General features: G+C 61.0%; 25 protein-coding genes. 12 read left to right on the top strand and 13 right to left on the bottom strand.

Going from position 1 to position 20,984, the window contains the following annotated elements; translation table 11 throughout:
• The gene (locus VRB54_RS21135) at nucleotides 1–612 is read right to left on the bottom strand and encodes a DUF2796 domain-containing protein (RefSeq protein WP_338478640.1); all 612 of its coding nucleotides are present in this window, start codon (nucleotides 610–612) and stop codon (nucleotides 1–3) included.
• 131 nt (nucleotides 613–743) lie between these two features.
• On the opposite strand from VRB54_RS21135, the gene VRB54_RS21130 reads away from it, so the two are divergent.
• Nucleotides 744–1,088 carry a hypothetical protein gene (locus VRB54_RS21130; protein WP_338478639.1) on the top strand — a complete coding sequence of 115 codons (345 nt, stop codon included), beginning with the start codon at nucleotides 744–746 and terminating at the stop codon, nucleotides 1,086–1,088.
• Here the strand turns inward: VRB54_RS21130 and trxA are convergent.
• The 3 genes from trxA to VRB54_RS21115 form a co-directional block, all read right to left on the bottom strand.
• Nucleotides 1,085–1,957 carry a thioredoxin gene (trxA, locus tag VRB54_RS21125; RefSeq protein WP_338478638.1) on the bottom strand — a complete coding sequence of 291 codons (873 nt, stop codon included), beginning with the start codon at nucleotides 1,955–1,957 and terminating at the stop codon, nucleotides 1,085–1,087. The two genes, VRB54_RS21130 and trxA, sit on opposite strands and share 4 nt — an antisense overlap.
• Before the next feature lie 151 nt (nucleotides 1,958–2,108).
• Complete coding sequence (locus VRB54_RS21120; RefSeq protein ID WP_338478637.1) at nucleotides 2,109–2,765, bottom strand: class I SAM-dependent methyltransferase; 657 nt, start codon at nucleotides 2,763–2,765, stop codon at nucleotides 2,109–2,111.
• Nucleotides 2,762–3,217, bottom strand: a complete 456-nt coding sequence (locus tag VRB54_RS21115; RefSeq protein ID WP_338478636.1) for a YbaY family lipoprotein — start codon at nucleotides 3,215–3,217, stop codon at nucleotides 2,762–2,764. Before VRB54_RS21115 ends, VRB54_RS21120 begins: the two co-directional genes overlap by 4 nt.
• Before the next feature lie 140 nt (nucleotides 3,218–3,357).
• Between VRB54_RS21115 and nrdR the strand changes: the two genes are divergently transcribed.
• The 11 genes from nrdR (at nucleotide 3,358) to VRB54_RS21060 (ending at nucleotide 11,550) form a co-directional block, all read left to right on the top strand.
• Entirely contained in the window at nucleotides 3,358–3,828 is a 471-nt protein-coding gene (gene nrdR, locus VRB54_RS21110) for a transcriptional regulator NrdR (RefSeq protein ID WP_003232491.1), read from the top strand.
• Nucleotides 3,825–4,952: a bifunctional diaminohydroxyphosphoribosylaminopyrimidine deaminase/5-amino-6-(5-phosphoribosylamino)uracil reductase RibD gene (ribD, locus tag VRB54_RS21105; protein WP_338478635.1), complete on the top strand. Its 1,128-nt coding sequence runs from the start codon at nucleotides 3,825–3,827 to the stop codon at nucleotides 4,950–4,952. The genes nrdR and ribD overlap by 4 nt, the downstream gene beginning before the upstream one ends.
• 46 nt (nucleotides 4,953–4,998) lie before the next feature.
• Nucleotides 4,999–5,661, top strand: coding sequence for a riboflavin synthase (locus VRB54_RS21100; protein ID WP_209985332.1), 663 nt, complete (start codon nucleotides 4,999–5,001; stop codon nucleotides 5,659–5,661).
• A gap of 14 nt (nucleotides 5,662–5,675) precedes the next feature.
• Nucleotides 5,676–6,767 (top strand): bifunctional 3,4-dihydroxy-2-butanone-4-phosphate synthase/GTP cyclohydrolase II, encoded by a 1,092-nt coding sequence (gene ribBA, locus VRB54_RS21095; RefSeq protein ID WP_209985329.1) that lies wholly within the window; start codon nucleotides 5,676–5,678, stop codon nucleotides 6,765–6,767.
• 88 nt (nucleotides 6,768–6,855) lie between these two features.
• Nucleotides 6,856–7,332: a 6,7-dimethyl-8-ribityllumazine synthase gene (gene ribE / locus VRB54_RS21090; protein WP_003194576.1), complete on the top strand. Its 477-nt coding sequence runs from the start codon at nucleotides 6,856–6,858 to the stop codon at nucleotides 7,330–7,332.
• Complete coding sequence (nusB, locus tag VRB54_RS21085) at nucleotides 7,329–7,829, top strand: transcription antitermination factor NusB (RefSeq protein WP_003232499.1); 501 nt, start codon at nucleotides 7,329–7,331, stop codon at nucleotides 7,827–7,829. Before ribE ends, nusB begins: the two co-directional genes overlap by 4 nt.
• Before the next feature lie 18 nt (nucleotides 7,830–7,847).
• A complete protein-coding gene (gene thiL / locus VRB54_RS21080) occupies nucleotides 7,848–8,813 on the top strand; it encodes a thiamine-phosphate kinase (RefSeq protein ID WP_338478634.1) in 966 nt (321 codons plus the stop codon).
• Between the two features lie 55 nt (nucleotides 8,814–8,868).
• Nucleotides 8,869–9,594 (top strand): transporter substrate-binding domain-containing protein, encoded by a 726-nt coding sequence (locus tag VRB54_RS21075; protein ID WP_338478633.1) that lies wholly within the window; start codon nucleotides 8,869–8,871, stop codon nucleotides 9,592–9,594.
• A gap of 128 nt (nucleotides 9,595–9,722) precedes the next feature.
• Complete coding sequence (ribA, locus tag VRB54_RS21070; protein WP_003232505.1) at nucleotides 9,723–10,340, top strand: GTP cyclohydrolase II; 618 nt, start codon at nucleotides 9,723–9,725, stop codon at nucleotides 10,338–10,340.
• A complete protein-coding gene (locus VRB54_RS21065; RefSeq protein ID WP_338478632.1) occupies nucleotides 10,337–10,756 on the top strand; it encodes an MFS transporter in 420 nt (139 codons plus the stop codon). The genes ribA and VRB54_RS21065 overlap by 4 nt, the downstream gene beginning before the upstream one ends.
• Nucleotides 10,753–11,550 (top strand): cobalamin-binding protein, encoded by a 798-nt coding sequence (locus VRB54_RS21060; protein ID WP_338478631.1) that lies wholly within the window; start codon nucleotides 10,753–10,755, stop codon nucleotides 11,548–11,550. Before VRB54_RS21065 ends, VRB54_RS21060 begins: the two co-directional genes overlap by 4 nt.
• A gap of 197 nt (nucleotides 11,551–11,747) precedes the next feature.
• On the opposite strand, the gene VRB54_RS21055 is transcribed toward VRB54_RS21060, so the two are convergent.
• The 9 genes from VRB54_RS21055 to VRB54_RS21015 form a co-directional block, all read right to left on the bottom strand.
• Nucleotides 11,748–13,637, bottom strand: a complete 1,890-nt coding sequence (locus VRB54_RS21055) for a TonB-dependent receptor domain-containing protein (RefSeq protein ID WP_338478630.1) — start codon at nucleotides 13,635–13,637, stop codon at nucleotides 11,748–11,750.
• A gap of 140 nt (nucleotides 13,638–13,777) precedes the next feature.
• Nucleotides 13,778–15,676 (bottom strand): 1-deoxy-D-xylulose-5-phosphate synthase, encoded by a 1,899-nt coding sequence (gene dxs / locus VRB54_RS21050; RefSeq protein ID WP_338478629.1) that lies wholly within the window; start codon nucleotides 15,674–15,676, stop codon nucleotides 13,778–13,780.
• Between the two features lie 111 nt (nucleotides 15,677–15,787).
• Nucleotides 15,788–16,675, bottom strand: coding sequence for a farnesyl diphosphate synthase (locus tag VRB54_RS21045; protein ID WP_338478628.1), 888 nt, complete (start codon nucleotides 16,673–16,675; stop codon nucleotides 15,788–15,790).
• Nucleotides 16,672–16,914, bottom strand: coding sequence for an exodeoxyribonuclease VII small subunit (locus VRB54_RS21040; protein WP_338478627.1), 243 nt, complete (start codon nucleotides 16,912–16,914; stop codon nucleotides 16,672–16,674). Before VRB54_RS21040 ends, VRB54_RS21045 begins: the two co-directional genes overlap by 4 nt.
• Nucleotides 16,915–16,988: 74 nt before the next feature.
• Nucleotides 16,989–18,128: a Fic family protein gene (locus tag VRB54_RS21035; protein ID WP_338478626.1), complete on the bottom strand. Its 1,140-nt coding sequence runs from the start codon at nucleotides 18,126–18,128 to the stop codon at nucleotides 16,989–16,991.
• Between the two features lie 133 nt (nucleotides 18,129–18,261).
• Nucleotides 18,262–18,576 (bottom strand): hypothetical protein, encoded by a 315-nt coding sequence (locus tag VRB54_RS21030; RefSeq protein WP_338478625.1) that lies wholly within the window; start codon nucleotides 18,574–18,576, stop codon nucleotides 18,262–18,264.
• A 419-nt stretch (nucleotides 18,577–18,995) separates the two neighbouring features.
• Nucleotides 18,996–19,634: a hypothetical protein gene (locus VRB54_RS21025; RefSeq protein ID WP_338478624.1), complete on the bottom strand. Its 639-nt coding sequence runs from the start codon at nucleotides 19,632–19,634 to the stop codon at nucleotides 18,996–18,998.
• A gap of 60 nt (nucleotides 19,635–19,694) precedes the next feature.
• Nucleotides 19,695–20,333 (bottom strand): hypothetical protein, encoded by a 639-nt coding sequence (locus VRB54_RS21020; RefSeq protein WP_338478623.1) that lies wholly within the window; start codon nucleotides 20,331–20,333, stop codon nucleotides 19,695–19,697.
• Nucleotides 20,334–20,945: a hypothetical protein gene (locus tag VRB54_RS21015; protein ID WP_338478622.1), complete on the bottom strand. Its 612-nt coding sequence runs from the start codon at nucleotides 20,943–20,945 to the stop codon at nucleotides 20,334–20,336.
• Nucleotides 20,946–20,984: the final 39 nt, after the last annotated feature.

Here is a 20,984-nt window from a genome sequence, read left to right as displayed (position 1 = left end):
TCAGAACTTCAGGGTGGCTGCTGTGGCCGTTGCGTCGACCCCTTGCTGGCCGCTCGGGCCAATCAGTTGTACCTGAATTTTTTTGGTGGCAGGGAAGGTCTTGAACACCTGGCTCAGGTCCAGGTTGCTCAGCGCCGTCGGCGTGGCGCAGGTGAACTGGTAGTGCGCGTGGATTTCGCTATGGTCGTGGTGATGTTCGTGGGCCGCTGCGCCCTTGCCGTCGGTGGCGTAGTCATCAGCATCATCGTCATCATCGTGATCGGCCTCAGGCTTGTCGCCAAACAATGGGCTGTTGAGTTCCTGGGTGCTCACTGCGCAGCCGGCGGCTTTTGGCAGGTTGAACAGGGCCAGTGGGTTCTCCAGCTGCTTGCGCGCGGCGGCGACTTTGGCCTTGTCGGCGGCGGTGGTGGCCAAGTGTTCGAAACCCACCAGGTTCATCGCCGGGCTTTCCAGCTCAAGCTCCAGGGTCTGGCCATCGAGCACGGCGTTGAGGCGTCCCACGCCATGTTCGTGGGCGCCGAGGCTGCCGTGTTCATGGTCGTGATCTTCATGGGCGTGGGCCACAGCCAGTGGCAGCAGGGCAAACGGCAAAGCGAGCAGCAGACGGCGCATGGGAAGGCTCCAGAACATGAAAAGTTTGTTATGTGATCTTATAACAATAATGACGAGAGTTTGACCGCGCGCTTGGCGTTGCGCAAGCCACATGGGAGCATGCCCGTCAGAAAAAATGCAGGAGAAAGACGATGTTGCGAATTCGTGGAACCGTCGGCGACCTGCCGGTGAACTTGACCCTGGAGCTGGACGACGGCGACTGGGCACGGCTGGGCGCGCAATTACAGGCCGCTCCGGCGCCGAGTACGCCGGCTGCGGCGCCGCCGGTTAAACAGGATGAGGACCTGTGGCAGAACGCCCAGGCGCTGTTGCGCAAGGCCGGGCAGTTAAACGGCCTGGAATTGCTTGATCAACTTGAAGGTTTGGCCGGTGATGCGGCGACGGGCAAGCGCCTGCTGGTGCGCCTGCGCCATAGCGCCAGCGTCAAGGTGAGCAGCGGCGGGGATACGCCGCTGTACCATTGGGTCGGCGATTAATACAGCGCGGCGAACAACTTGCGGCGGTACACGGTCACCAGCGGGTGTTCATTGCCCAGCAGCTCGAACACCTGCAGCAGGGTCTTGTGCGGCAGGCCTTCGCTGTAGCTGCGGTTGCGGATGAACAGCTTGAGCAGGCCTTCGAGCGCCGCGTCGTATTGCTGGCGCGCCAGTTGTTGAATGCTCAACTGGTAGGCCGCTTCGTCGTCCTGCGGGTTCTGCGCCAGACGGCTTTTCAGGTCGGCGGCGTCCGGCAGGTCGGCGGCCTGGCGCAGGAAGGTGATCTGCGCCTTGGCGCCAGCGAGGGCGGCTTTGTGATCGTCGCCGCTGACGGCGTCCAGCACGGCCTGGGCTTCGCCCAACTCACCGCGTTCGGCCAGGCAACGCGCATACAGGATCAGCGCGGCAGCGTTGGTATTGTCTTCACCGAGCAACGTCACCAGCAGCGCCTCGGCATCGCTGATACGGCCTTCGGCAAACAGCGCCTGGGCCTGCTCCAGCGGGTCCGCCGCCGCCGGTGGTGGCATCTGCACGTGGGGCTCAAGCATCGCGCGCACTGCTGATTCCGGCTGGGCACCGGCAAACCCGTCCACCGGTTGGCCATCCTTGAACAGCACCACCGTCGGCAGGCTTTGAATGCCGAAACGCGCGACGATGTCCGGCTGCGCCTCGCAATCGACCTTGGCCAGCAGCAACTCACCCCGATAACTCTCGGCGATCTGCGCCAGCATCGGCATCAACGCCTTGCACGGCGCACACCACTCGGCCCAGAAATCCACCAGCACGGGTTTTTCGAAAGAGTTCTGAATCACCGCCTGTTCGAAGTTGGCGGTGGTGACGTCGAAGATGTACGGCGTGGGTTCACTCATGGGGCGTCTCGAATAAAGCGGGAATGGGGGCAACTATAAGGGCTGGCGCCATTGGCTGAAAGCGCAGTGCATGCAAGAACGCTTTCGCAGGCAAGCCAGCTCCCACAAAAGAATGCGGCCACCTGTAGGAGCGGGCTTGCCCGCGATGGCCTCAAGCGCGGCGCGAATGGTACAGGCTCACCCTGCGAAACTCCCAAGGCTCGGCCAGGTCCGGCAGTGTCAGCGCTTCAAGGATCTCCAGCCGCCGGTAATCGGCATGCTGAAAGTCCCGCACACGTGAATCCGCCACCAGTGCTTCCCGGCCTCGGGTGAGGAAGTGATCCAGCAGCGGCAGGTTGGCGCGGTCGTACAGCACATCGGCGACGAGGATCAGATCGAACCGATCGGCTTCGGCAAAAAAGTCCGCCGAATAACCCAGTTCCACGCCGTTGAGTTCGGCATTCGCCCGGCAGGCCGCCAGTGCCAGCGGGTCCAGGTCGCAGGCCACCACTTCCAGCGCGCCCGCTTTGGCCGCTGCAATCGCGGCCACACCGGAACCGGCGCCAAAGTCCAACACCCGCTTGCCCGCGACCCATTGCGGGTTCGCCGCCAGGTAGCGCGCCAATGCCAGGCCGCTGGCCCAGCAGAAGCTCCAGTACGGCGGTTCATGGAGGATGCGCCGGGTTTCTTCCTGGCTGAATGCGCGGTTCATGTTGTCGGCGTCCAGCAGCCACAGCGACAGCGCAGTGCCCGGCAGCGCGCAGGGCAGCAGTTGCGCGTCGCCGATCAGTTCGCTCAAGGCGCGTTGCAGGTCCAGCGGTGCAGTCATGGCGCCTTGACGAGTTGCAGGGGGCCGGTGGTCTGGGTGATCGCCTGGGTGATGCGCACGGCGGGCAGGTGCAGGATCAACTGGCCGGACTGGCTGGCGCGGCCACGCAATTCAACCCGTGCACCGGCCGGGAAGGCCTCGGGGTTAAAGCGCAGGCGGAAGGCCAGGGGTTTGCCGTTGCCGGTCAAAACGCTGCTGGCGAGCAGTTGTTGCGGGCGCGAACGTTCGTCGATCACCAGCAGGGCCATCTCGACTTCAGCGCCGGCCGGCACGTTGGTCAGGTTGCCGCTGATTTCACGCTGATAGGCGGGCAGGGGGCCGACCTCTTCAATGCCCGGCACTTTTTTCTCCTGCGCGGGCGCAGGCACCGGTGCGGCCGGCTTGGGGGCTTCGCTGCTGCAGGCGACCAGAAAACTGAGCAGAGTGAGCAAAACAAGTGGTCGTAACTGCATGTACAGCTCCAGAAAGGACTAAATCCGTGACGTGAAAGGTAACAAACATATAAGCCTGCCTATATACCGTAAAGGCTATGGCTTGTCTTGCCACGGGGATGCGCTACCATGGCCCTCCCATTTTTTGTTGCCTGCCAACCATGCACTGTCCCTTCTGCGGTGCCAACGACACCAAAGTCATTGATTCGCGTCTGGTCGCCGAGGGCGATCAAGTGCGTCGCCGGCGCGAATGCCTGGCGTCTGGCTGCGGTGAACGTTTCACCACCTTTGAAACCGCCGAACTGGTATTGCCCCGTCTGATCAAGTCCGACGGCAGCCGCCAGCCTTTCGACGAAGACAAACTGCGCGCCGGTATGCAGCGCGCCCTGGAAAAACGCCCGGTGAGTGTCGAGCGCCTTGAAGCGGCGCTGGTGCACATCAAGCACAAGCTGCGTGCGACCGGCGAGCGTGAGGTCAAGAGCCTGGTGGTGGGTGAACTGGTGATGGGCGAGCTGCAAAAGCTCGACGAAGTTGCCTATATCCGTTTCGCCTCCGTGTATCGACGCTTCCAGGACCTCAACGAGTTCCGCGAAGAGATCGACCGCCTGGCGCGTGAGCCGTCCAAACAATGAGCAATGAACAGGCTGTGCTCGACGCTCATTACATGGCCCGCGCCCTGGAACTTGCGCGCAAGGGCCTGTACACCACCCATCCCAACCCTCGCGTGGGGTGCGTGATCGTGCGTGACGGGCAGATTGTCGGCGAAGGCTGGCATGAGCGCACCGGCGAACCCCATGCCGAACCCAACGCCCTGCGCGCCGCAGGTAGCAAGGCGCGCGGCGCCACGGTCTACGTCACTCTCGAACCCTGCAGTCACCACGGCCACACGCCGCCCTGCGCCGATGCGCTGGTAACGGCCGGCGTCGCGCGTGTTGTGGCCGGCATGCAGGACCCCAACCCGGAAGTGGCCGGGCGCGGCATGCAGCGCCTGGCGCAGGCCGGTATCGAGGTGCGCAGCGGTGTGCTGGAAGCCGAAGCGCGGGCGCTTAACCCCGGCTTTCTCAAGCGCATGGAACATGGCCTGCCGTTCGTGCGGGTGAAGCTGGCAATGAGCCTGGACGGGCGCACCGCGATGGCCAGCGGTGAAAGTCAATGGATCACCGGCCCCGCCGCCCGCGCCGCCGTTCAGCGCCTGCGCGCCCAGGCCAGTGTGGTGCTGACCGGCGCCGACACGGTGCTGGCCGACGGTGCGCGCCTGACCGTGCGCGCCGCCGAACTCGGCCTCGATCCCGAAACCACCGCCCTGGCCATGTCGCGCCCGCCGCTGCGCGTGCTGATCGACGGCCGTCTGCGTGTGCCGCTCAATGCGCCATTCTTCAAGGCCGGCCCGGCACTGGTGATCACCTGCGTCACCGCGCAGAACCAGTTCCCCCGTGGCCCTGAATGCCTGGTGGTGCCGGGCGTGGAGGGGCAGGTCGACCTGCGCTCGGCGCTGGTGGCCCTGGCAGCCCGTGGCGTCAACGAGGTGCTGGTGGAAGCAGGGCCAAGCCTGGCCGGTGCATTTGCCCAGCAGGGCCTGGTGGACGAATACGTGATTTTCGTCGCCGGCAAGTTTCTGGGCTCCGCCGCCCGGCCGTTGCTGGACTGGCCGCTTGAGAAGCTGGCCGACGCCCCCCAACTCAAGATCACTGACATGCGCGCTGTGGGCGACGACTGGCGAGTCACTGCCATCCCTGTGCCAGCAGCGAGCGTATAATTCTGACCGGGCTCAGGCGCCCGTCCCCCGTTTTCAGGAGAACGACATGTTCACCGGCATCATCGAATCCATCGGCAGCATCCGTGCAATGACCCCCAAAGGCGGCGATATCCGCCTGCTGGTTGAAACCGGCAAACTCGACCTGGGCGACGTCAAACTGGGCGACAGCATTGCGGTGAGCGGTGTATGCCTCACCGTCGTTGAGCTGCCGGGCAATGGCTTTGCCGCCGATGTGAGCCGCGAAACCCTGGACTGCACCGCGATGAGCGACCTCAAGGCCGGCAGTCCGGTGAACCTGGAAAAAGCCCTCACGCCGACCACGCGTCTGGGTGGTCACCTTGTCAGTGGCCACGTCGACGGCGTCGGCGAAGTGGTCGCGCGCAGCGAAAACGCGCGGGCCGTGGAGTTTCGCATCCGCGCGCCCAAAGAGCTGGCCAAGTACATCGCCCACAAAGGTTCGATCACCGTGGACGGCACCAGCCTGACCGTTAACGCCGTGAATGGCGCCGAATTCGAGCTGACCATCATTCCCCACACCCTCAGCGAAACCATCATGGCGTCCTACCAGCCGGGCCGCCGGGTGAACCTGGAAGTGGACTTGCTGGCCCGTTACCTGGAGCGCCTGTTGATGGGCGATAAGGCCGCAGAGCCCACCGGCAGTAACATCACCGAAAGTTTTTTGGCCGCCAACGGCTACCTCAAATCCTGACCAAGGGGTGCCGCGTGGCGCTCAACAGCATCGAAGAACTGGTTGAAGACATCCGCCAAGGCAAGATGGTCATCCTGATGGATGACGAAGACCGCGAGAACGAAGGCGACATCATCATGGCCGCCGAGGCCTGCAAGGCTGAACACATCAACTTCATGGCCAAGCACGCCCGCGGGCTGATCTGCATGCCCATGAGCCGCGAGCGCTGCGAGCTGCTCAAGCTGCCGTTGATGGCGCCGCGCAACGGCTCGGGGTTTGGCACCAAGTTCACCGTGTCCATCGAGGCCTCCACCGGCGTCACGACCGGGATCTCCGCTGCCGACCGCGCGCGCACCGTGCAAGCGGCTGCGGCACGCGATGCCAGGGCCGAAGACATCGTCAGTCCCGGCCATATCTTCCCGCTGATGGCCCAACCGGGCGGCACCCTGGCACGCGCCGGCCACACCGAAGCGGCCTGCGACCTGGCGCGCATGGCCGGGTTCGAGCCCAGCGGCGTGATCTGCGAAGTGATGAATGACGACGGCACCATGGCCCGTCGCAGCGAACTCGAGACCTTTGCGGCAGAGCACAACCTCAAGATCGGCACCATCGCCGACCTGATCCACTACCGCATGATCCACGAACGTACCGTTCAGCGGATTGCCGAGCAGCCGCTGGACAGCGAACTGGGCCAGTTCAATCTGGTGACCTACCGTGATTCGGTCGAAGGCGACGTGCACATGGCCCTCACCCTGGGCAGCATCAGCGCCGACGAACCGACCCTGGTGCGGGTGCACAACATGGACCCGCTGCGCGACCTGCTGATGGTCAAGCAGCCGGGCCGCTGGAGCTTGCGCGCCGCCATGGCTGCGGTGTCCGAGGCCGGCAGCGGTGTGGTGCTGTTGCTCGGCAACCCGGTGGATGGCGATGTTCTGCTCGCGCATATCCGCGAAACCGCCGAGCATTCAAAGATCAAGACGCCGACCACCTACAGCATCGTCGGTGCCGGTTCGCAGATCCTGCGCGACTTGGGCGTGCGCAAAATGCGCCTGATGAGCGCACCGATGAAATTTAATGCGATATCCGGATTCGACCTGGAAGTTGTAGAATACGTGCCCTCCGAATAAAGCCTGGCGAATTTTGCCCCTTGTTCGCGGTTAACACATCACTGAGGGACGCATTTTTCGCGTCCCTGCTCTTTAAGAGATTTGTCGAATGACCCTGAAGACCATCGAAGGTACCTTCATCGCCCCCAAAGGCCGCTACGCCCTGGTGGTTGGCCGCTTCAACAGCTTCGTGGTTGAAAGCCTGGTGAGCGGTGCCGTGGACGCCCTGGTTCGCCACGGTGTGAGCGAAAGCGATATCACCCTGATCCGTGCCCCTGGCGCCTTCGAAATTCCACTGGTTGCGCAAAAAGTTGCTCAGCAAGGTGAATACGCGGCGATCATCGCCCTGGGCGCTGTGATTCGTGGCGGCACCCCGCACTTCGAATACGTTGCCGGTGAATGCACCAAGGGCCTGGCCCAGGTGTCCATGGAGTTCGGCGTGCCAGTCGCGTTCGGCGTGCTGACCGTGGATTCCATCGAGCAGGCCATCGAACGTTCCGGCACCAAAGCCGGTAACAAGGGCGCAGAAGCTGCCTTGTCCGCCCTGGAAATGGTCAGCCTGCTGTCGCAGTTGGAGGCCAAGTGATTTCCGACGACGGCGACAACTTCAACCCACGCGACCCGCGCCCTGCGGACGCCGGCAAGCCTTCGAAAAACGAAAAGCGCCGCGCTGCGCGTCAACTGGCCACCCAGGCGCTGTACCAGCGTCAGATGGCGGGCACCTCGTTGACTGAAATCGAAGCGCAGTTTCGCGTCGACAACGACTTCACCTTTGCCGACCTGCCGTATTTCCACGACATCCTGCACGGTGTGCACGCCAACCTGAGCGAGATCGACGCGGCCCTGGCTCCGTGCCTGGACCTGACCATCGAAGAGCTCGACCCGGTTGAACTGTGCGTCATGCGCCTGTCCGCCTGGGAACTGCTCAAGCGCGTCGACGTGCCGTACCGCGTGGTGATCAACGAAGGGATCGAACTGGCGAAAGTCTACGGTTCCACCGACGGCCACAAGTTCGTCAACGGCGTGCTCGACAAGCTGGCCCCGCGCCTGCGTGAAGCCGAAGTCAAGGCGTACAAGCGCTGATGTGCGCTTGAGTCCGGCATGGGCGAGTTCGAGCTGATCCGCAATTACTTCGCCGCCGCGCCCTGTGCGCAGGGCGGCGAAGGCATTGCCCTGGGGATCGGCGACGACTGCGCCTTGCTGGCGCTGCCTGCCGGCGAGCAACTGGCGGTTTCCACCGATACCCTGGTGGCCGGTGTGCATTTTGCCGACCCCTGTGACCCGTTCCTGCTTGACCAGCGCTCGTTGGCCGTGGCGGTGAGCGACCTGGCCGCCATGGGCGCCAGCCCCCTTGCATTCACCCTTGCCCTGACCACCCCGACCGTTGATGCCGATTGGCTGCAACGCTATGCCCAGGGTTTGAACGCCATGGCGCAACACTGCGGCGTTGGGTTGGTGGGCGGCGACACCACGCGCGGGCCGCTGAGCCTGACCCTGACCGTGTTTGGCCGTGTGCCGGCCGGTCAGGCATTGACCCGCAGCGGTGCGCAGCCGGGTGATCTGCTCTGCGTGGGCGGCGAGCTGGGCAATGCCGCCGGCGCTTTGCCGTTGGTGCTGGGCCAGCGCACGGCGGATGCCGCCATTGCCGATCCGCTGCTGGCCCATTACTGGTCGCCGCAACCGCAGCTGGCCCTGGGTGTGGCGCTGCGCGGCAAGGCGACCTCGGCCATGGATATCTCTGACGGGCTGTTGGCCGACTGCGGGCATATCGCCAGGGCGTCGGCGGTCAGCCTGTTGATCGAGCGTGAGGCGTTGCCGTTGTCTGCAGCCTTGCTGGCGTTTGTCGGCGATGACGAGGCCCGTGTGGCCGCGTTAAGTGGCGGCGATGACTACGTGCTGGTGTTCTCGTTGCCGGTGGCGGAGCTGGCGCCGTTGCTGGCCGCTGGCTGGCCGATCCATGTGATTGGTCGGGTCGCGACGGGGCAGGGCGTGACGTTACTGGATGCCAATGGACGCGACGTTACCCCGCTGGTTCGTGGCTATCAGCATTTTCATGAGGCGCCGTAGTCCGGCGTCCTGCGCTACCCTTTAAGCGATTATTACCCTATGGGAGACCGTCACCATGGATGTGCGCCCCTGGCTGCTGATCCTCCTGTGCGTCGTGGCGCCGCTGGTGCACGCGCAAGAACCGCCGGTGCCGGGCAAGATTCTGCTGGCCAGTGAGGAATGGGACAACTACACCAATCGCGACGGCAGCGGCCTGGGCTGGGAAGTATTGCGCAGGGTGTTCGAGCCCGCCGGCATCGCCCTGCAAACCCGCAGTGTGCCGTACACCCGTTCGGTCGGTCTGACCCGGCGCGGGGAAGTGGACGGCTGGGTCGGCTCCTACCGTGACGAGACCGAAGGCGTGTTGTACCCGAAACTGCCCTTCGACGCCGATCACGTCTACGCCCTGGGGCTTTCGACCACACCTGCGCCGACCCCGGCGACGGTGGGCAATTATCGTCTGGCCTGGGTGCGCGGCTATAAATACGAGGATTACCTGTCCAACGTGCACCGCTTCAACCAGATCCAGCGGCGCGACGGGATCCTGCCGATGCTGGAACATGGGCGCGCCGACTTTTATATCGATTCGCTCACCGAAGCCCGGTACGTTCTCAGCCAGGCGGACGACCCCGGAAAATTCAGGCTCACCCCCATCATCGAACTGCCACTCTACGTAGGCTTTGCCAACAACGAGCGCGGACGTGCGTTGATGGCGGTGTACGACCAGCGCATGGCCGCGCTGGTTAAAAGCGGCGAGCTGAAGCCGATCTTTCAGCGCTGGAAGCTGCCGTATCCGTTCTGAAGTGCATAGAACCGTGGCGAAGACCAATCGAACCGATTGATCTTGATCAGCGCGCATTCAACTTAAGCGTCTGCCGGAACCTGCTGTACAATGCCCACCTCTGTGAAATCTGAAATCAGGAGCACACGGTGCCCGTCGTTTTCGTCGCCGCTTCCAAGCTGCCTACCCCTTTTGCCACGTTCACCATGAACGGCTTTCTCGAAGAAGCCACCGGGCGCGAGCACGTTGTGCTGAGCCTGGGCGATATCGCTGATGGCGAGCCGGTGCTGGGCCGTGTGCACTCCGAGTGCCTCACCGGCGACGCGTTGTTCAGCCAGCGCTGCGACTGCGGTTCGCAACTGGAAGCGGCGCTGCAGGCTATCGCCCGCGAAGGCCGTGGCGTGTTGCTGTACCTGCGCCAGGAAGGCCGGGGCATCGGCCTGATGAACAAGATCCGCGCCTATGAGTTGCAGGACGGCGGCGCCGATACCGTTGAAGCCAACGAGCGTCTGGGCTTTGCCGCCGATCAGCGCGACTACGGGATCTGCCTGCCGATGCTGGAGCACCTGGGCGTGAAATCCCTGCGCCTGATGACCAACAACCCGCGCAAGGTCAAGGCCCTGACCGAGATGGGCATCACCGTTGCCGAACGTGTGCCGCTGCACACCGGGCACAACCCGCACAACAAGCTTTACCTGGCGACCAAGGCCAGCAAGCTTGACCACATGATGGGCAACGAGCACCAGGGCGAGGTCGACCGCGCGTGACTCGCGGCCAGGTGAAACGGCGACTGTCCATCAACTGGTGGCAGTACCTGGCCTTGGCCTTGCTGCCGTTGTTCGTGATCAACCTGGTGTTCGGCCGCGCCCAATCCCTGCTGCCCATGCTGGCCATGCCGTTCTTCATTGCCGGCGTGGCCTCGATGTTTCTCAGCCTGCGCTATTTTCATGGCTATAAACAGGCGCTGATCGCCACCTCCAAAGCCCTCGACACCGCCGAAGAACCCGCCGCCTGGATTACCCTCGCGGCCCGTCGACGCACGGCCTTGCTGGTGGCCGCGCTGCCTGCCTGGATTGGCGCGCTGGCGGTGTTCGTCGGCCTGGAGGCGGTGCCGTTGTTCCTGCTGGCGCTGTCGACGACCGTGTTGTTTTACCTCTACCGCATCCCGCGTCAGTTGGGATGAAACGCTACTGGCTGGCGCTGCTGTTGGCATTCAGTGCCCAGGCATTGGCCGCCGAGCGTATCGTCAGCCTGGCGCCGTCACTCTCGGAAATCATGCTGGAACTGGGCGCCGCCGATTTACTGGTGGGCGTGCTTGATGGCGGCGAGCGCCCGGCGGCGCTGGCGAACGTGCCCTCGGTCGGGCATTACGGGCAGTTGGACATGGAGCGCCTGCTGAGCCTGCAACCCGACCTCATCCTGCTGTGGCCCGGCAGCGTCGGTCCGGCTCAGCGTGAACAGCTGCAACGCCTGAAGATCCCCATATTCGTCGCTGAACCCCACAGCCTTGAGCAACTGGCCAGCCAGGTGCAGACCATTGCCGAGCAGGTGGGCCGTGCCGACGCAGGTCGCCAACTCGCTACCCGGCTGCGCCAGCGCCTGCTTGAATTGCGCCAGCAGTATCAGCGCGCCGAACCGGTGCGGGTGTTTTATCAGGTGTGGAATCAGCCGCTGTATACCGTGGGCGGAGGGCAGATCATCAGTGATGCCCTGGCGGTGTGCGGGGCGCGCAACGTGTTCGACGACCTCACGCTGCCTGCACCGCAGGTGAGTATCGAGTCGGTGTTGCAGCGTGATCCCGAGGTGATTCTTGCCGGTGATCAGCCGCAGTTGAATGCCTGGAAGGCCTGGCCCAGCGTGACTGCCGTCGCTCAGGGGCGCCTGTTGGTGGTGCCCGACAAAGGCCTTGAGCGACCCAGCGGTCAAATGATCGACGCATTGGCCAAACTGTGTGAGTTGATTGCCGCGCACCCCTAGCGCGGCTCAGCGCCTTCCTGCCCGTTGCTAGGACTTGTCCGGCAAATGATTTTTGGGCCCCGGGGATACTTTTTGGTTCCGCGATGCGTTCTGCGTGGCGATTACTCAACTCGCCTACGCGTTCAACACCTGTGCCAATGCACTCAAAGCGGGATATCTGGATTCCAACAAACTACCCCGGGATAAATGACGGGCCTTTACAGCTGAGGTGTCCAGGTCAGGCCCAGCATCCAGGTCTGGCCTTGCTCGCGGTAGTCCTGATTGTTGGAGAAGTCAGCCGCGTTGTAGCTGTAGCGGGCGCGGGCGTATTGACGGTCCAGCAGGTTGTCGACCTTGAGCGACACACTGACTTCGCGACTCACGGCCCAACGGCTGCGTAACCCGAGCAGCGCATAACCGGCGAGACGGTTTTGATTGTCTTGCGCGTCATAGCTGCTGCTGATTGCCTGCCAGCTCGCGCCCACGCCCAGTGTGTCGAATTGTCGGTCCAGATCCAGGCTCAACGTGCGACGCGCACGACGGGCCAGGGTGTGGCCGCTGTCACGGTCGCGCGGGTCGATGATCGACACGCCCAGGTTGCCCTGCCAGCCGAACAACTCCGTCTTGAGCGCTGCTTCAACCCCGTCGATACGCGCCGACGCCACGTTTTGCGGTTTGCCGGTGCGGTCGAGAATAATCGCGTCGCTCAACTGCGTGCGGTACAGCGAAGCTTCCAGGCGAGTGTGGTCACTCAGCTGGCTGCGCCATTGCAGCTCGTAGCTCTTTGAGGTTTCGGGCTGCAGGTTGGGGTTGCTGTACTGCGTGTCCGGGTAATAGAGGTCGTTAAAGGTCGGCGCACGAAAGCCCTCGCTGTAGCTCAAGAGCACATCATTGTCGGGGTTGATCGGTACGCTCAGAGTACCGCTCCAGCTGTTCTGGCTGCCGAACTGCTGGTTTTGATCGCGGCGCAGGCCCACCTCGGTGGAAAACCAGTCGCCGTGAAAGCGATGCTGCACAAAGACTGCGCGGTTCCAGCGACTGTTTTCGCTGAAGGTGGTGGAGCCGTGGAAGCGGTCTTCGTACCAGTCGCCGCCGAGGATCAGGTTGTTGCGGTCATTGAGCGTCACGTCGTTCTGCCAGTTGAGCGAGTCGCGGTAAGTGTTGAATACGCTGAAATCATCGCTGAGGGTGTCGCGCTTGGTGTCACGGTTTTCGCTGTGGCCCAGTTCCAGGCGCGATTGCCAGCCCTCGCTGAGCCTCGCATCCACGTAGCCGCTGGCGCTGCTCACGGTGTAATCGGTGTAGGGCTTTTGTCCGACGCTCTGCCCGGTGGCAAGGTCGTAGCGGCCGAAGCTGTTGTCGTATTCCGACTTGCCACGGTTATCCAACAGATTGAAACCCGCTTCCCATTCATCGCTGAACGAATGGCTGAGGTTCAGGCTGATGGACTGGTTGCGGTAGGCGTCGCGGTCGCCGTCGCTGGCAAACGACTCATGGATCGAGTTGATGCCAGCCGTTTCATCCAGGCTCGCGCCGATGTTGAAGCGCGTGTGTTCATCGCCGCCAGACAGACCAAGGCTGCGCTCCCAGGTCTGGTTGCTGCCAATACCCAGCTTCAGGCGCGGTTGCAGCCCTTGTTCGGCATTACGCCGGGTAAATACCTGGATCACCCCGCCAATCGCATCGCTGCCGTAGATCACCGAGCGTGAACCGCGCAGCACTTCCACCCGCTCAATCTGGTCGACGTTCAGGTATTGCAGGCCGCTGTCACCGGATGTGGCGTTGGCAATGCGCTGACCGTCCACCAGCACCAGGCTTTGTGCGGACGTAGTGCCACGCAGGTAGACCCCTGGCAAGCTGCCGCGACCGCCAGTGGGGGCGATTTGCACGCCCGGTACGCGGCTGAGCAGGTCGGTGAGGCTGGTGGGTTGCAGGCGGTCGATGTCGTCGCGGGTGAACACGGTGTTGGCGGCGCTGCTGTCATTGCGGGCCTGGACCTGGCGGTTGGCGCTGATCACCACGTCGGGAAGATTGAGGGCATCGTCACGGCTGGCGGCGAGCAGGTCCGAGGCAGGCAGAAGCAGGAGGGCAAGATGAAGAGGTTTCATGGCTGTCCATAGCATTGAAAGTTGACCCAAAACCAATGTGGGAGGGGGCTTGCTCCCGATTGCGGTGTGTCAGTCAACTTGAATGTCGCTGACCCACTGCTATCGGGAGCAAGCCCCCTCCCACATGTTGGTTTCTGTTTCTACAGGCCCAGCAACGCCATGCGCTGGCACACCGAGGCTTCGATACCGGCCTCGTCCAGCCCGCATTCGGCAAGCATCTGCGCAGGTTTTGCATGTTCGACATACATGTCCGGCAAGCCCAGGTGCAGCACCGACTTGAGGATATTCTCCCGCGCCAGGCACTCACTGACCGCCGCGCCGGCGCCGCCCATGATGGCGTTTTCTTCAAGCGTGACCAGTAGCTCATGGCTGTCGGCGATCTCGCGCACCAGGGCTTCATCCAGGGGTTTGACGAAACGCATGTCGACCACCGTCGCGTCGATCTTCTCGGCGACTTTGAGCGCCTCGGCCAATTGCACGCCGAACACCAGAAAGGCGACCTTGCTGCCCTGGCGACGCACGATGCCCTTGCCGATCTCGATGGGTTCGAGGTCTTTTTCGATCACTGCGTTCGGGCCGGTACCGCGCGGGTAGCGCACGGCGGCGGGGCCGTTGTACAGGTGGCCGGTGCTGAGCATCTTGCGCAGTTCGTTCTCGTCGCTTGGCGTCATCACCAGCATGCCGGGGATGCAGCGCAGATACGACAGGTCGAAACTGCCGGCGTGGGTCGGGCCGTCTTCGCCCACCAGGCCCGCACGGTCGATGGCAAACAGTACGTCGAGGTTCTGCACCGCCACGTCGTGAACCAGTTGGTCATAACCGCGCTGCAGGAATGTGGAGTAGATCGCCACCACTGGCTTGGCACCTTCACAGGCCATGCCGGCGGCGAAGGTCACCGCGTGTTGCTCGGCAATCGCCACGTCGAAGTAACGCAGCGGGAAACGCTCGCTGAACGCCACCAGGTCGGAGCCTTCCTTCATCGCCGGGGTAACCCCCACCAACCGTGGGTCGGCGGCGGCCATGTCGCATAGCCATTCGCCGAACACCCCGGAATATTTAGGCCCGCTGGCCTTTTTCGGCGCGGCGGCGGGGGCGTCCAGGGGGTCGAGCTTGGTGATCGCGTGGTAGCCGATCGGGTCGACCTCCGCTGGCGCGAAGCCTTTGCCCTTCTTGGTAACGATATGCAGGAACTGCGGGCCCTTGAGGTCGCGCATGTTGCGCAGCGTGGCAATCAGCGTGGGCAGGTCATGACCGTCGATGGGGCCGATGTAGTTCCAGCCCAGCTCTTCGAACAGTGTGCCGGGCACCAGCATGCCCTTGGCGTATTCTTCGGTGCGCCGGGCAATTTCCCACGCGCCGGGCAGACGCGAGAGCACTTTTTTGCTGCCTTCACGCATGCTGGCGTACGTGCGGCTGGAGAGGATTTTTGCCAGGTAATTGGACAGACCGCCGACATTGCGCGAGATCGACATGTCGTTGTCGTTGAGGATCACCAGCATGTTGGCGTCCACTTCCGGCGCATGGTTGAGCGCTTCGAACGCCATGCCGGCGGTCAGCGCGCCGTCACCGATCACCGCAATCGCCTTGCGCTCGCTGCCTTGCAGACGGGCGGCAATCGCCATGCCCAGCGCGGCGCTGATGGAGGTGCTGGAGTGGCCGACGCCAAAGGTGTCGTACTCACTCTCGGCGCGGCGCGGGAAGGCGGCGATGCCGTCCTTCTGGCGCAGGCTGTTCATGCGCTCGCGACGGCCGGTAAGGATTTTATGCGGGTACGCCTGATGGCCCACGTCCCACACCAGCCGGTCATCCGGGGTGTCGAAGACGTAGTGCAGCGCGATAGTCAGCTCGATGACGCCCAGGCCGGCACCGAAATGCCCACCGGTCTGGCCGACCGTATAGAGCAATTCCAGGCGCAGTTCATCGGCCAGGGTTTCCAGCTCGGCTTCAGCCAGTCGACGCAGGCCGTCCGGCGTGGCAGCACGGTCGAGCAGCGGCGTGGACGGGCGTATGCGGGGAATCTCTTGAAACGTCGTGGGCATCAGGCGAATCGTTATAGGTATAGAAGAGGCGGCAGTTTACCTCAAGCATCGCAAACTGCCCACGCGGAGCGCCGAAGTTGAGCGATAGGCGGCGCAAATGGCCGCCGTTGATCAGTGGCGACGTTCGACGATATACCGCGCCAGCTCGCGCAGTGGCGCGGCCGCCGCGTCGAAAGGTCGCAGGGCGTCCAGGGCCTGATCGCGCAGTTCCAGAGCGTACGCCTTGGCCGCATCGAGCCCGAGCAGTGCAGGATAAGTCGGTTTGTCCCGTGCGATATCGGCGCCCTGGCGTTTGCCGAGGGTGGCGGTATCACTTTCCACGTCGAGAATGTCGTCCTGCACCTGAAAGGCCAGGCCAATGGCCCGCGAGTAGGTCTGCAGCGCCGCCAACTGCGCGGGCTCGGCGCGACCGCTGGCCAGGGCACCCAGGTGCACCGCAGCCTCGATCAGCGCACCGGTCTTGTGGCGATGCATGTGTTCCAGGGCAGCCTGGTCCAGCTTGAGACTGACCGACCCCATGTCGATGGCCTGCCCGCCGACCATCCCGGCCGGGCCTGCTGCCAGGGCCAGGGCGGTGACCATGCGCAGGCGTGTTTCGGCATCGACGCGGCTTAGCGCCGGGTCCAGCAATGCGCTGAACGCCAGGCCCTGCAAGCCATCACCGGCGAGGATCGCATAGGCTTCATCAAAGGCTTTGTGGGTGGTCGGCTGGCCGCGCCGCAGATCGTCATCGTCCATGGCCGGCAAGTCGTCATGCACCAGGGAGTAGGCGTGAATCAGCTCCACCGCACAGGCCGCGCCGTTGGCCTGCTCGGCCGGCGCGCCCAGTGCCTCGCACGCGGCATAGGCCAGCAACGGTCGCACACGCTTGCCGCCATTCATCACGCTGTAGCGCATGGCGTCATAAAGGCGGTTGAGTTCAGGTCCCGGCGCAACAAACAAGGGCGCAAGCGCCGCATTGACCCGGGCTTGGCTACTGGCCTGGTACGCATCGATCATTCGGGCTGTTCCGCATCGAAAGGTTCTTCGGCCAGCTCCCCGTCACGTTCCAGCAACACCTGCACCTTCTGCTCCGCCTGCGCCAACGCGCCCTGGCAGTCACGGGTCAGGCCGATGCCTTGCTCAAACGCCGTCAACGAGTCTTCCAGCGACAACTCGCCGTTCTCCAGACGCTCGACCAGGGTTTGCAGGTCGGCGAGGGATTGTTCGAAATCGAGTGCAACTTTTTTGCGGGCCATGGCGGCTATTCCGGTAGACGGTAAACCGGCGCGACACTAGCAGACATGGGGGATGGGGGCAAACGAAGGGGCTGTCATTCGCCCTTGTTGCTGACTTGATAACGCGTGTTGCGCCCGCCGCCGGGGAGGCGGACCAGGCAGTTTTTTTCCAGCAGATCGGCCAGATGTCGCGTGGCCGTCGCCTTGGAGACCCTGGCGACTGCCTGGTATTGCGCGGCGCTGATGCCATGCTCGAAACCTTTTTCGCCGGCATCGAGCAGCCGGTTGAGAACCTTGAGCTGTTCGGCGGATAACGCTGTGTCATGGTGGCGCTGCCAGAATCGAGTCTTGTCCAGCACCCGGTCAATCCGCGTTATTGCCTGTTGCATGCTTCGCAGCAGGGTCTGGAGGAACCACAGCAGCCAGTCAGTGATATCCAGCGTGGCCTTCTGGCTGGACTCCAGTGCATTGTAGTAACCAGCGCGATCTTCGAGGATGCTGGCCGACATGGCGTAAAAACGGATGGACTGATGCTCGCCTTGGGCCAGCGCCATGTCTGCAATGGCGCGTGTCAGGCGGCCATTGCCGTCATCGAAGGGATGCAACGTGACAAACCAGAAGTACGCAATGCCGGCGCGCAGCAGGGGGTCCAGCTCAGGCTGATGGCGGCTGGTTTTGAACCACTCGAGAAAATCGTTCAGTGCCTGCTCAAGACCCAGGCGCGGTGGCGCCTCGAAGTGGACAGTCGGCCGGTCAAGCCGCCCCGACACCACCTGCATAGGCTCCTCGCCCCTCAAACTCGCGACCTTGACCGGGCGCGTGGCAAGGCTTGCCTCCTCGTACGGGAACAACAAGTGGTGCCAATTAAATAAACGGGCGAGGGTGAATGGGTGGGCGAAGTGCTCGGTGGCATCCATCATCAGCTCTGCCAGCCCTTCACTGCGACGGCTGACCTGGCCGTCCTCCATCACCTGCAAGCCCATTCGGCGCGCGAGGGAGGAGCGTACCGAGCCGACATTCAACTGCTCGCCCTCAATAGCCGAAGAGGTCAGGATGTTTTGCAACAGCGTGTCCAGTTCGTTCTGCGCACTGACGGCCTGGGTGACGGAACCGAGCATGCCCAGCAGGCGGCCTTGGACCTGTGCGCACTCGCGCAGAAGCATTGCCAGACGGCTTGGTTGCCAGTGGAAGTGGGGCCAATCGGCGTGTTGCCAGATCCAGTGTGGGTGATCCATCGTGGAATGCCTGGGTGCGTGAGCCGAATATAAAGGTTATTCGGCTCATTTAGTGAGCCGATTGTGCGTTTTATTCAGCTCACCGTCCAGGCCAATAGATGAGTCTCACGGTATTCTGATGTGGCAGGTTGAGTCATAGTTTCTGAGCTTCATAGCTTCCGGCAACTACCTGAAAAATTACTTCTCCAGCATTGCTCGCTGTAAAACAGAAGGTTTTCCCTATTTCACTGGGCTCTGATTTGATGGCCTCCTGTAAGAGGGTTGAGTTTTCCTCTTCATACATATCGCATATATCGGCCCCAACGGCACCAATGCCTTGAAAGGCAACCAGTTCGTTGAACGTGATTTTCCATGATCTTTCTTTCCAATCTCTAAAATCCATGACCAATGCATTTCTTGTACAAGTTACTTTTTCAATTGTTCCATCTGAAACGGGAAATTTCGTCATGTCAGATTCCTGGATGCTTTTCGCCTGGTAAAAAGCCGGTGCCGTGCCCCTGTTCATATTTTCCTGGCTGCACCTTGATGGTTAGGTTGTTTCTTTCCGTTTGCTTCCAACTCAGATTGCTTGGTTTTAGCTCTATAGGGTAGTGCTCGCCGTGATGTCTCGGTACGAACGGGCCCTCGTCGCCCGGATGGCTTTCAAACCTGATTCGGGTATCGCTATTGGGCCTCCATTCCACTCGTCGAATATCGTGTCTAGTCATAGATACGTCATCGAAATAGCTCATTTTTTTTTGCGAGCGTTCCAAACGGGTCATAACGGTAATTAGCAGTTTGCCCATTAGGAATATTAATCAGTGTTTCATAGCGTTGGGTGATCGCTCAAATTTGGACTTTTGGTCTGGAGCGTTTGTTGAGTTTTAGTCATATCTTTTCAACGCTGTATCTGTCTGAGGTCACTGTAAAAATAATCTCTTTGCTGATGGCTGCCTTGAAGCAGTAACTTTCCGTATTTTGCAGAGGGATAATGCATTTTGCGACTTGCGAAAGGGTAAGGTGTTCTTCTTTAAAAAGGCCATCTGTTTCAACTCCAATCGCACTATTGCTTTTGAATACTATGGGGTTGTGAAAGGTAATTAGTAGAAATTCATCTTGCGGGTTGGTAAAAACCACCAGTAATTCGTTACGCTTGCACGTTACTTGTTGAATGGTTCCTTTCGAAACTTCAAGTGCTTTTGTTTCAGGTGTTTTTCCATTTAAGGGTTGATCGGGTTTCCAGAATTTCAGATCGGAAAAGTGTCTCTCTATATCATCCAGTTCATCATCGCCGAGAGAGTCATCAAAGTGTTGAGAAATTATCGTGCGTACCTTTGATAATCGCTGGGTAACGGCGCAATCATCGATAAAGTCAGTGGTCGCTTTGCGATATTCTTCCAGGGCGCCAGGCTTTTCAGCATAAAAGCTGCCCATTTTATGTAGGGATATCAATATAAATTCAACCTCTTTCAAAGCATCAAGAGCTTCTTCGCCTGTAAGTACTATTTTTTTATTCTTCTCTAACATTGCTTTCCTTTGGTAAATGTTCGCTCAGTTAACGCTTGCTTTGGGTTTTGACGAAGTTATCTATTTTCGGTGAATGTAGGCGTAAATGTCGTTTTTGTTTATTTTCGTAGCGTTGACATTGCTAAGTGCGTTGCCGGCATATTTTGCATTTTTGGAATGGCAAATTAGTTGTGCTGCTCCGTGTGTTTCCATGTCATAAAACCTGAAGCAGATGGAGTCTTTGTCAGTGAGGATTAGTTTGAGGTTTTCAGTGGTAGATATATTTTTTAAATGACTTAGTTTGTTCCAGGTGTTTTCAGGTTCAAAATTTTTATTTTGCATGATGATAATGCTCGTTCGATATGTCGTCAGGCCTGTAGGGTCTATATTTGTGGGATTGGAATTCAGATGCACGATTTCGGAATAAATTGAGGTGGTCTGGTTTTTCTTTAAAATGTCATTAGGACCTGAACGCTTGCTGAATTCCTTCAGCATCAAGTATTCTTGAGTTTTACTGCTAAGGGGAGTCATCGATGTGTTCCACTGGAGAATCGTGGGCCATTTTCGGGTAAGCAGCACACTTAAATCACACCACGTGTTCCAAACATCTGAGAAATTTTGGTTTAGCAAGGTCATTGTTGTGAATTCAGGGTCTGCGTCTGGGTGCAGTTGATCCCAGGGGTGAATGCCTGTTTCCTTGATATATACGGACTCCATCATCTATCTCTTAAAGTAAGTGTGCGTGTCAGTTCCAATCGTTAAAGATATCTTTTTTCCCTTAACGCTTGGCTGGGTATTGAAATGTGGAGCATGGCTTCCTTTTTTATTGCCTAGTTTGCGCAGCCATTGCTCCAGGTCCGTCGTCAGCCCGGCGTAGGAGGCGAACAACGCGTCCACCTGTTGCGCCGAAACACCGCCCTGCACCCGCACCTGATATCGCCCGCCGGCCACGCAAACGTGTGATCCCTTGCCGTGTTCATCCAGCTGGATCAGCGTCGAACTGCCGTCATCCAGGCCGATCACCTCAACCGCAATATCGCCAATCGGCACGTCATAGACCGACTCGAACGTGCTCTCAATCTTTAGTACACCGCCCGCCGGGCAGCGGGCCACGGTGGAAAAGTCAGCATCGGCAATGCTCACGGAGCGCTGGGCATCGCCCACCCGAATCACCCGGTCCATCCCCAGCAACGACGGCATATCCAGTCCATCGCTCACTGAATCCAGCGCGCGCGAATACCAGGCGCCCATCTGCTGGCGATAAATCAGCAGGCTCTGATGAAAGTCATCGAGCTCATGCTCGATAAAAGCGATGTGGGCAGCGTGGGTCATCCGTGACGTCTCGGCAGGGGGTCAAGGCGTCGGATTCTG

This window comes from Pseudomonas trivialis (assembly GCF_036864995.1).
Classification (GTDB): Bacteria; Pseudomonadota; Gammaproteobacteria; order Pseudomonadales; family Pseudomonadaceae; genus Aquipseudomonas; species Aquipseudomonas trivialis.
This window is presented reverse-complemented; position numbering and strand designations above follow the sequence as displayed.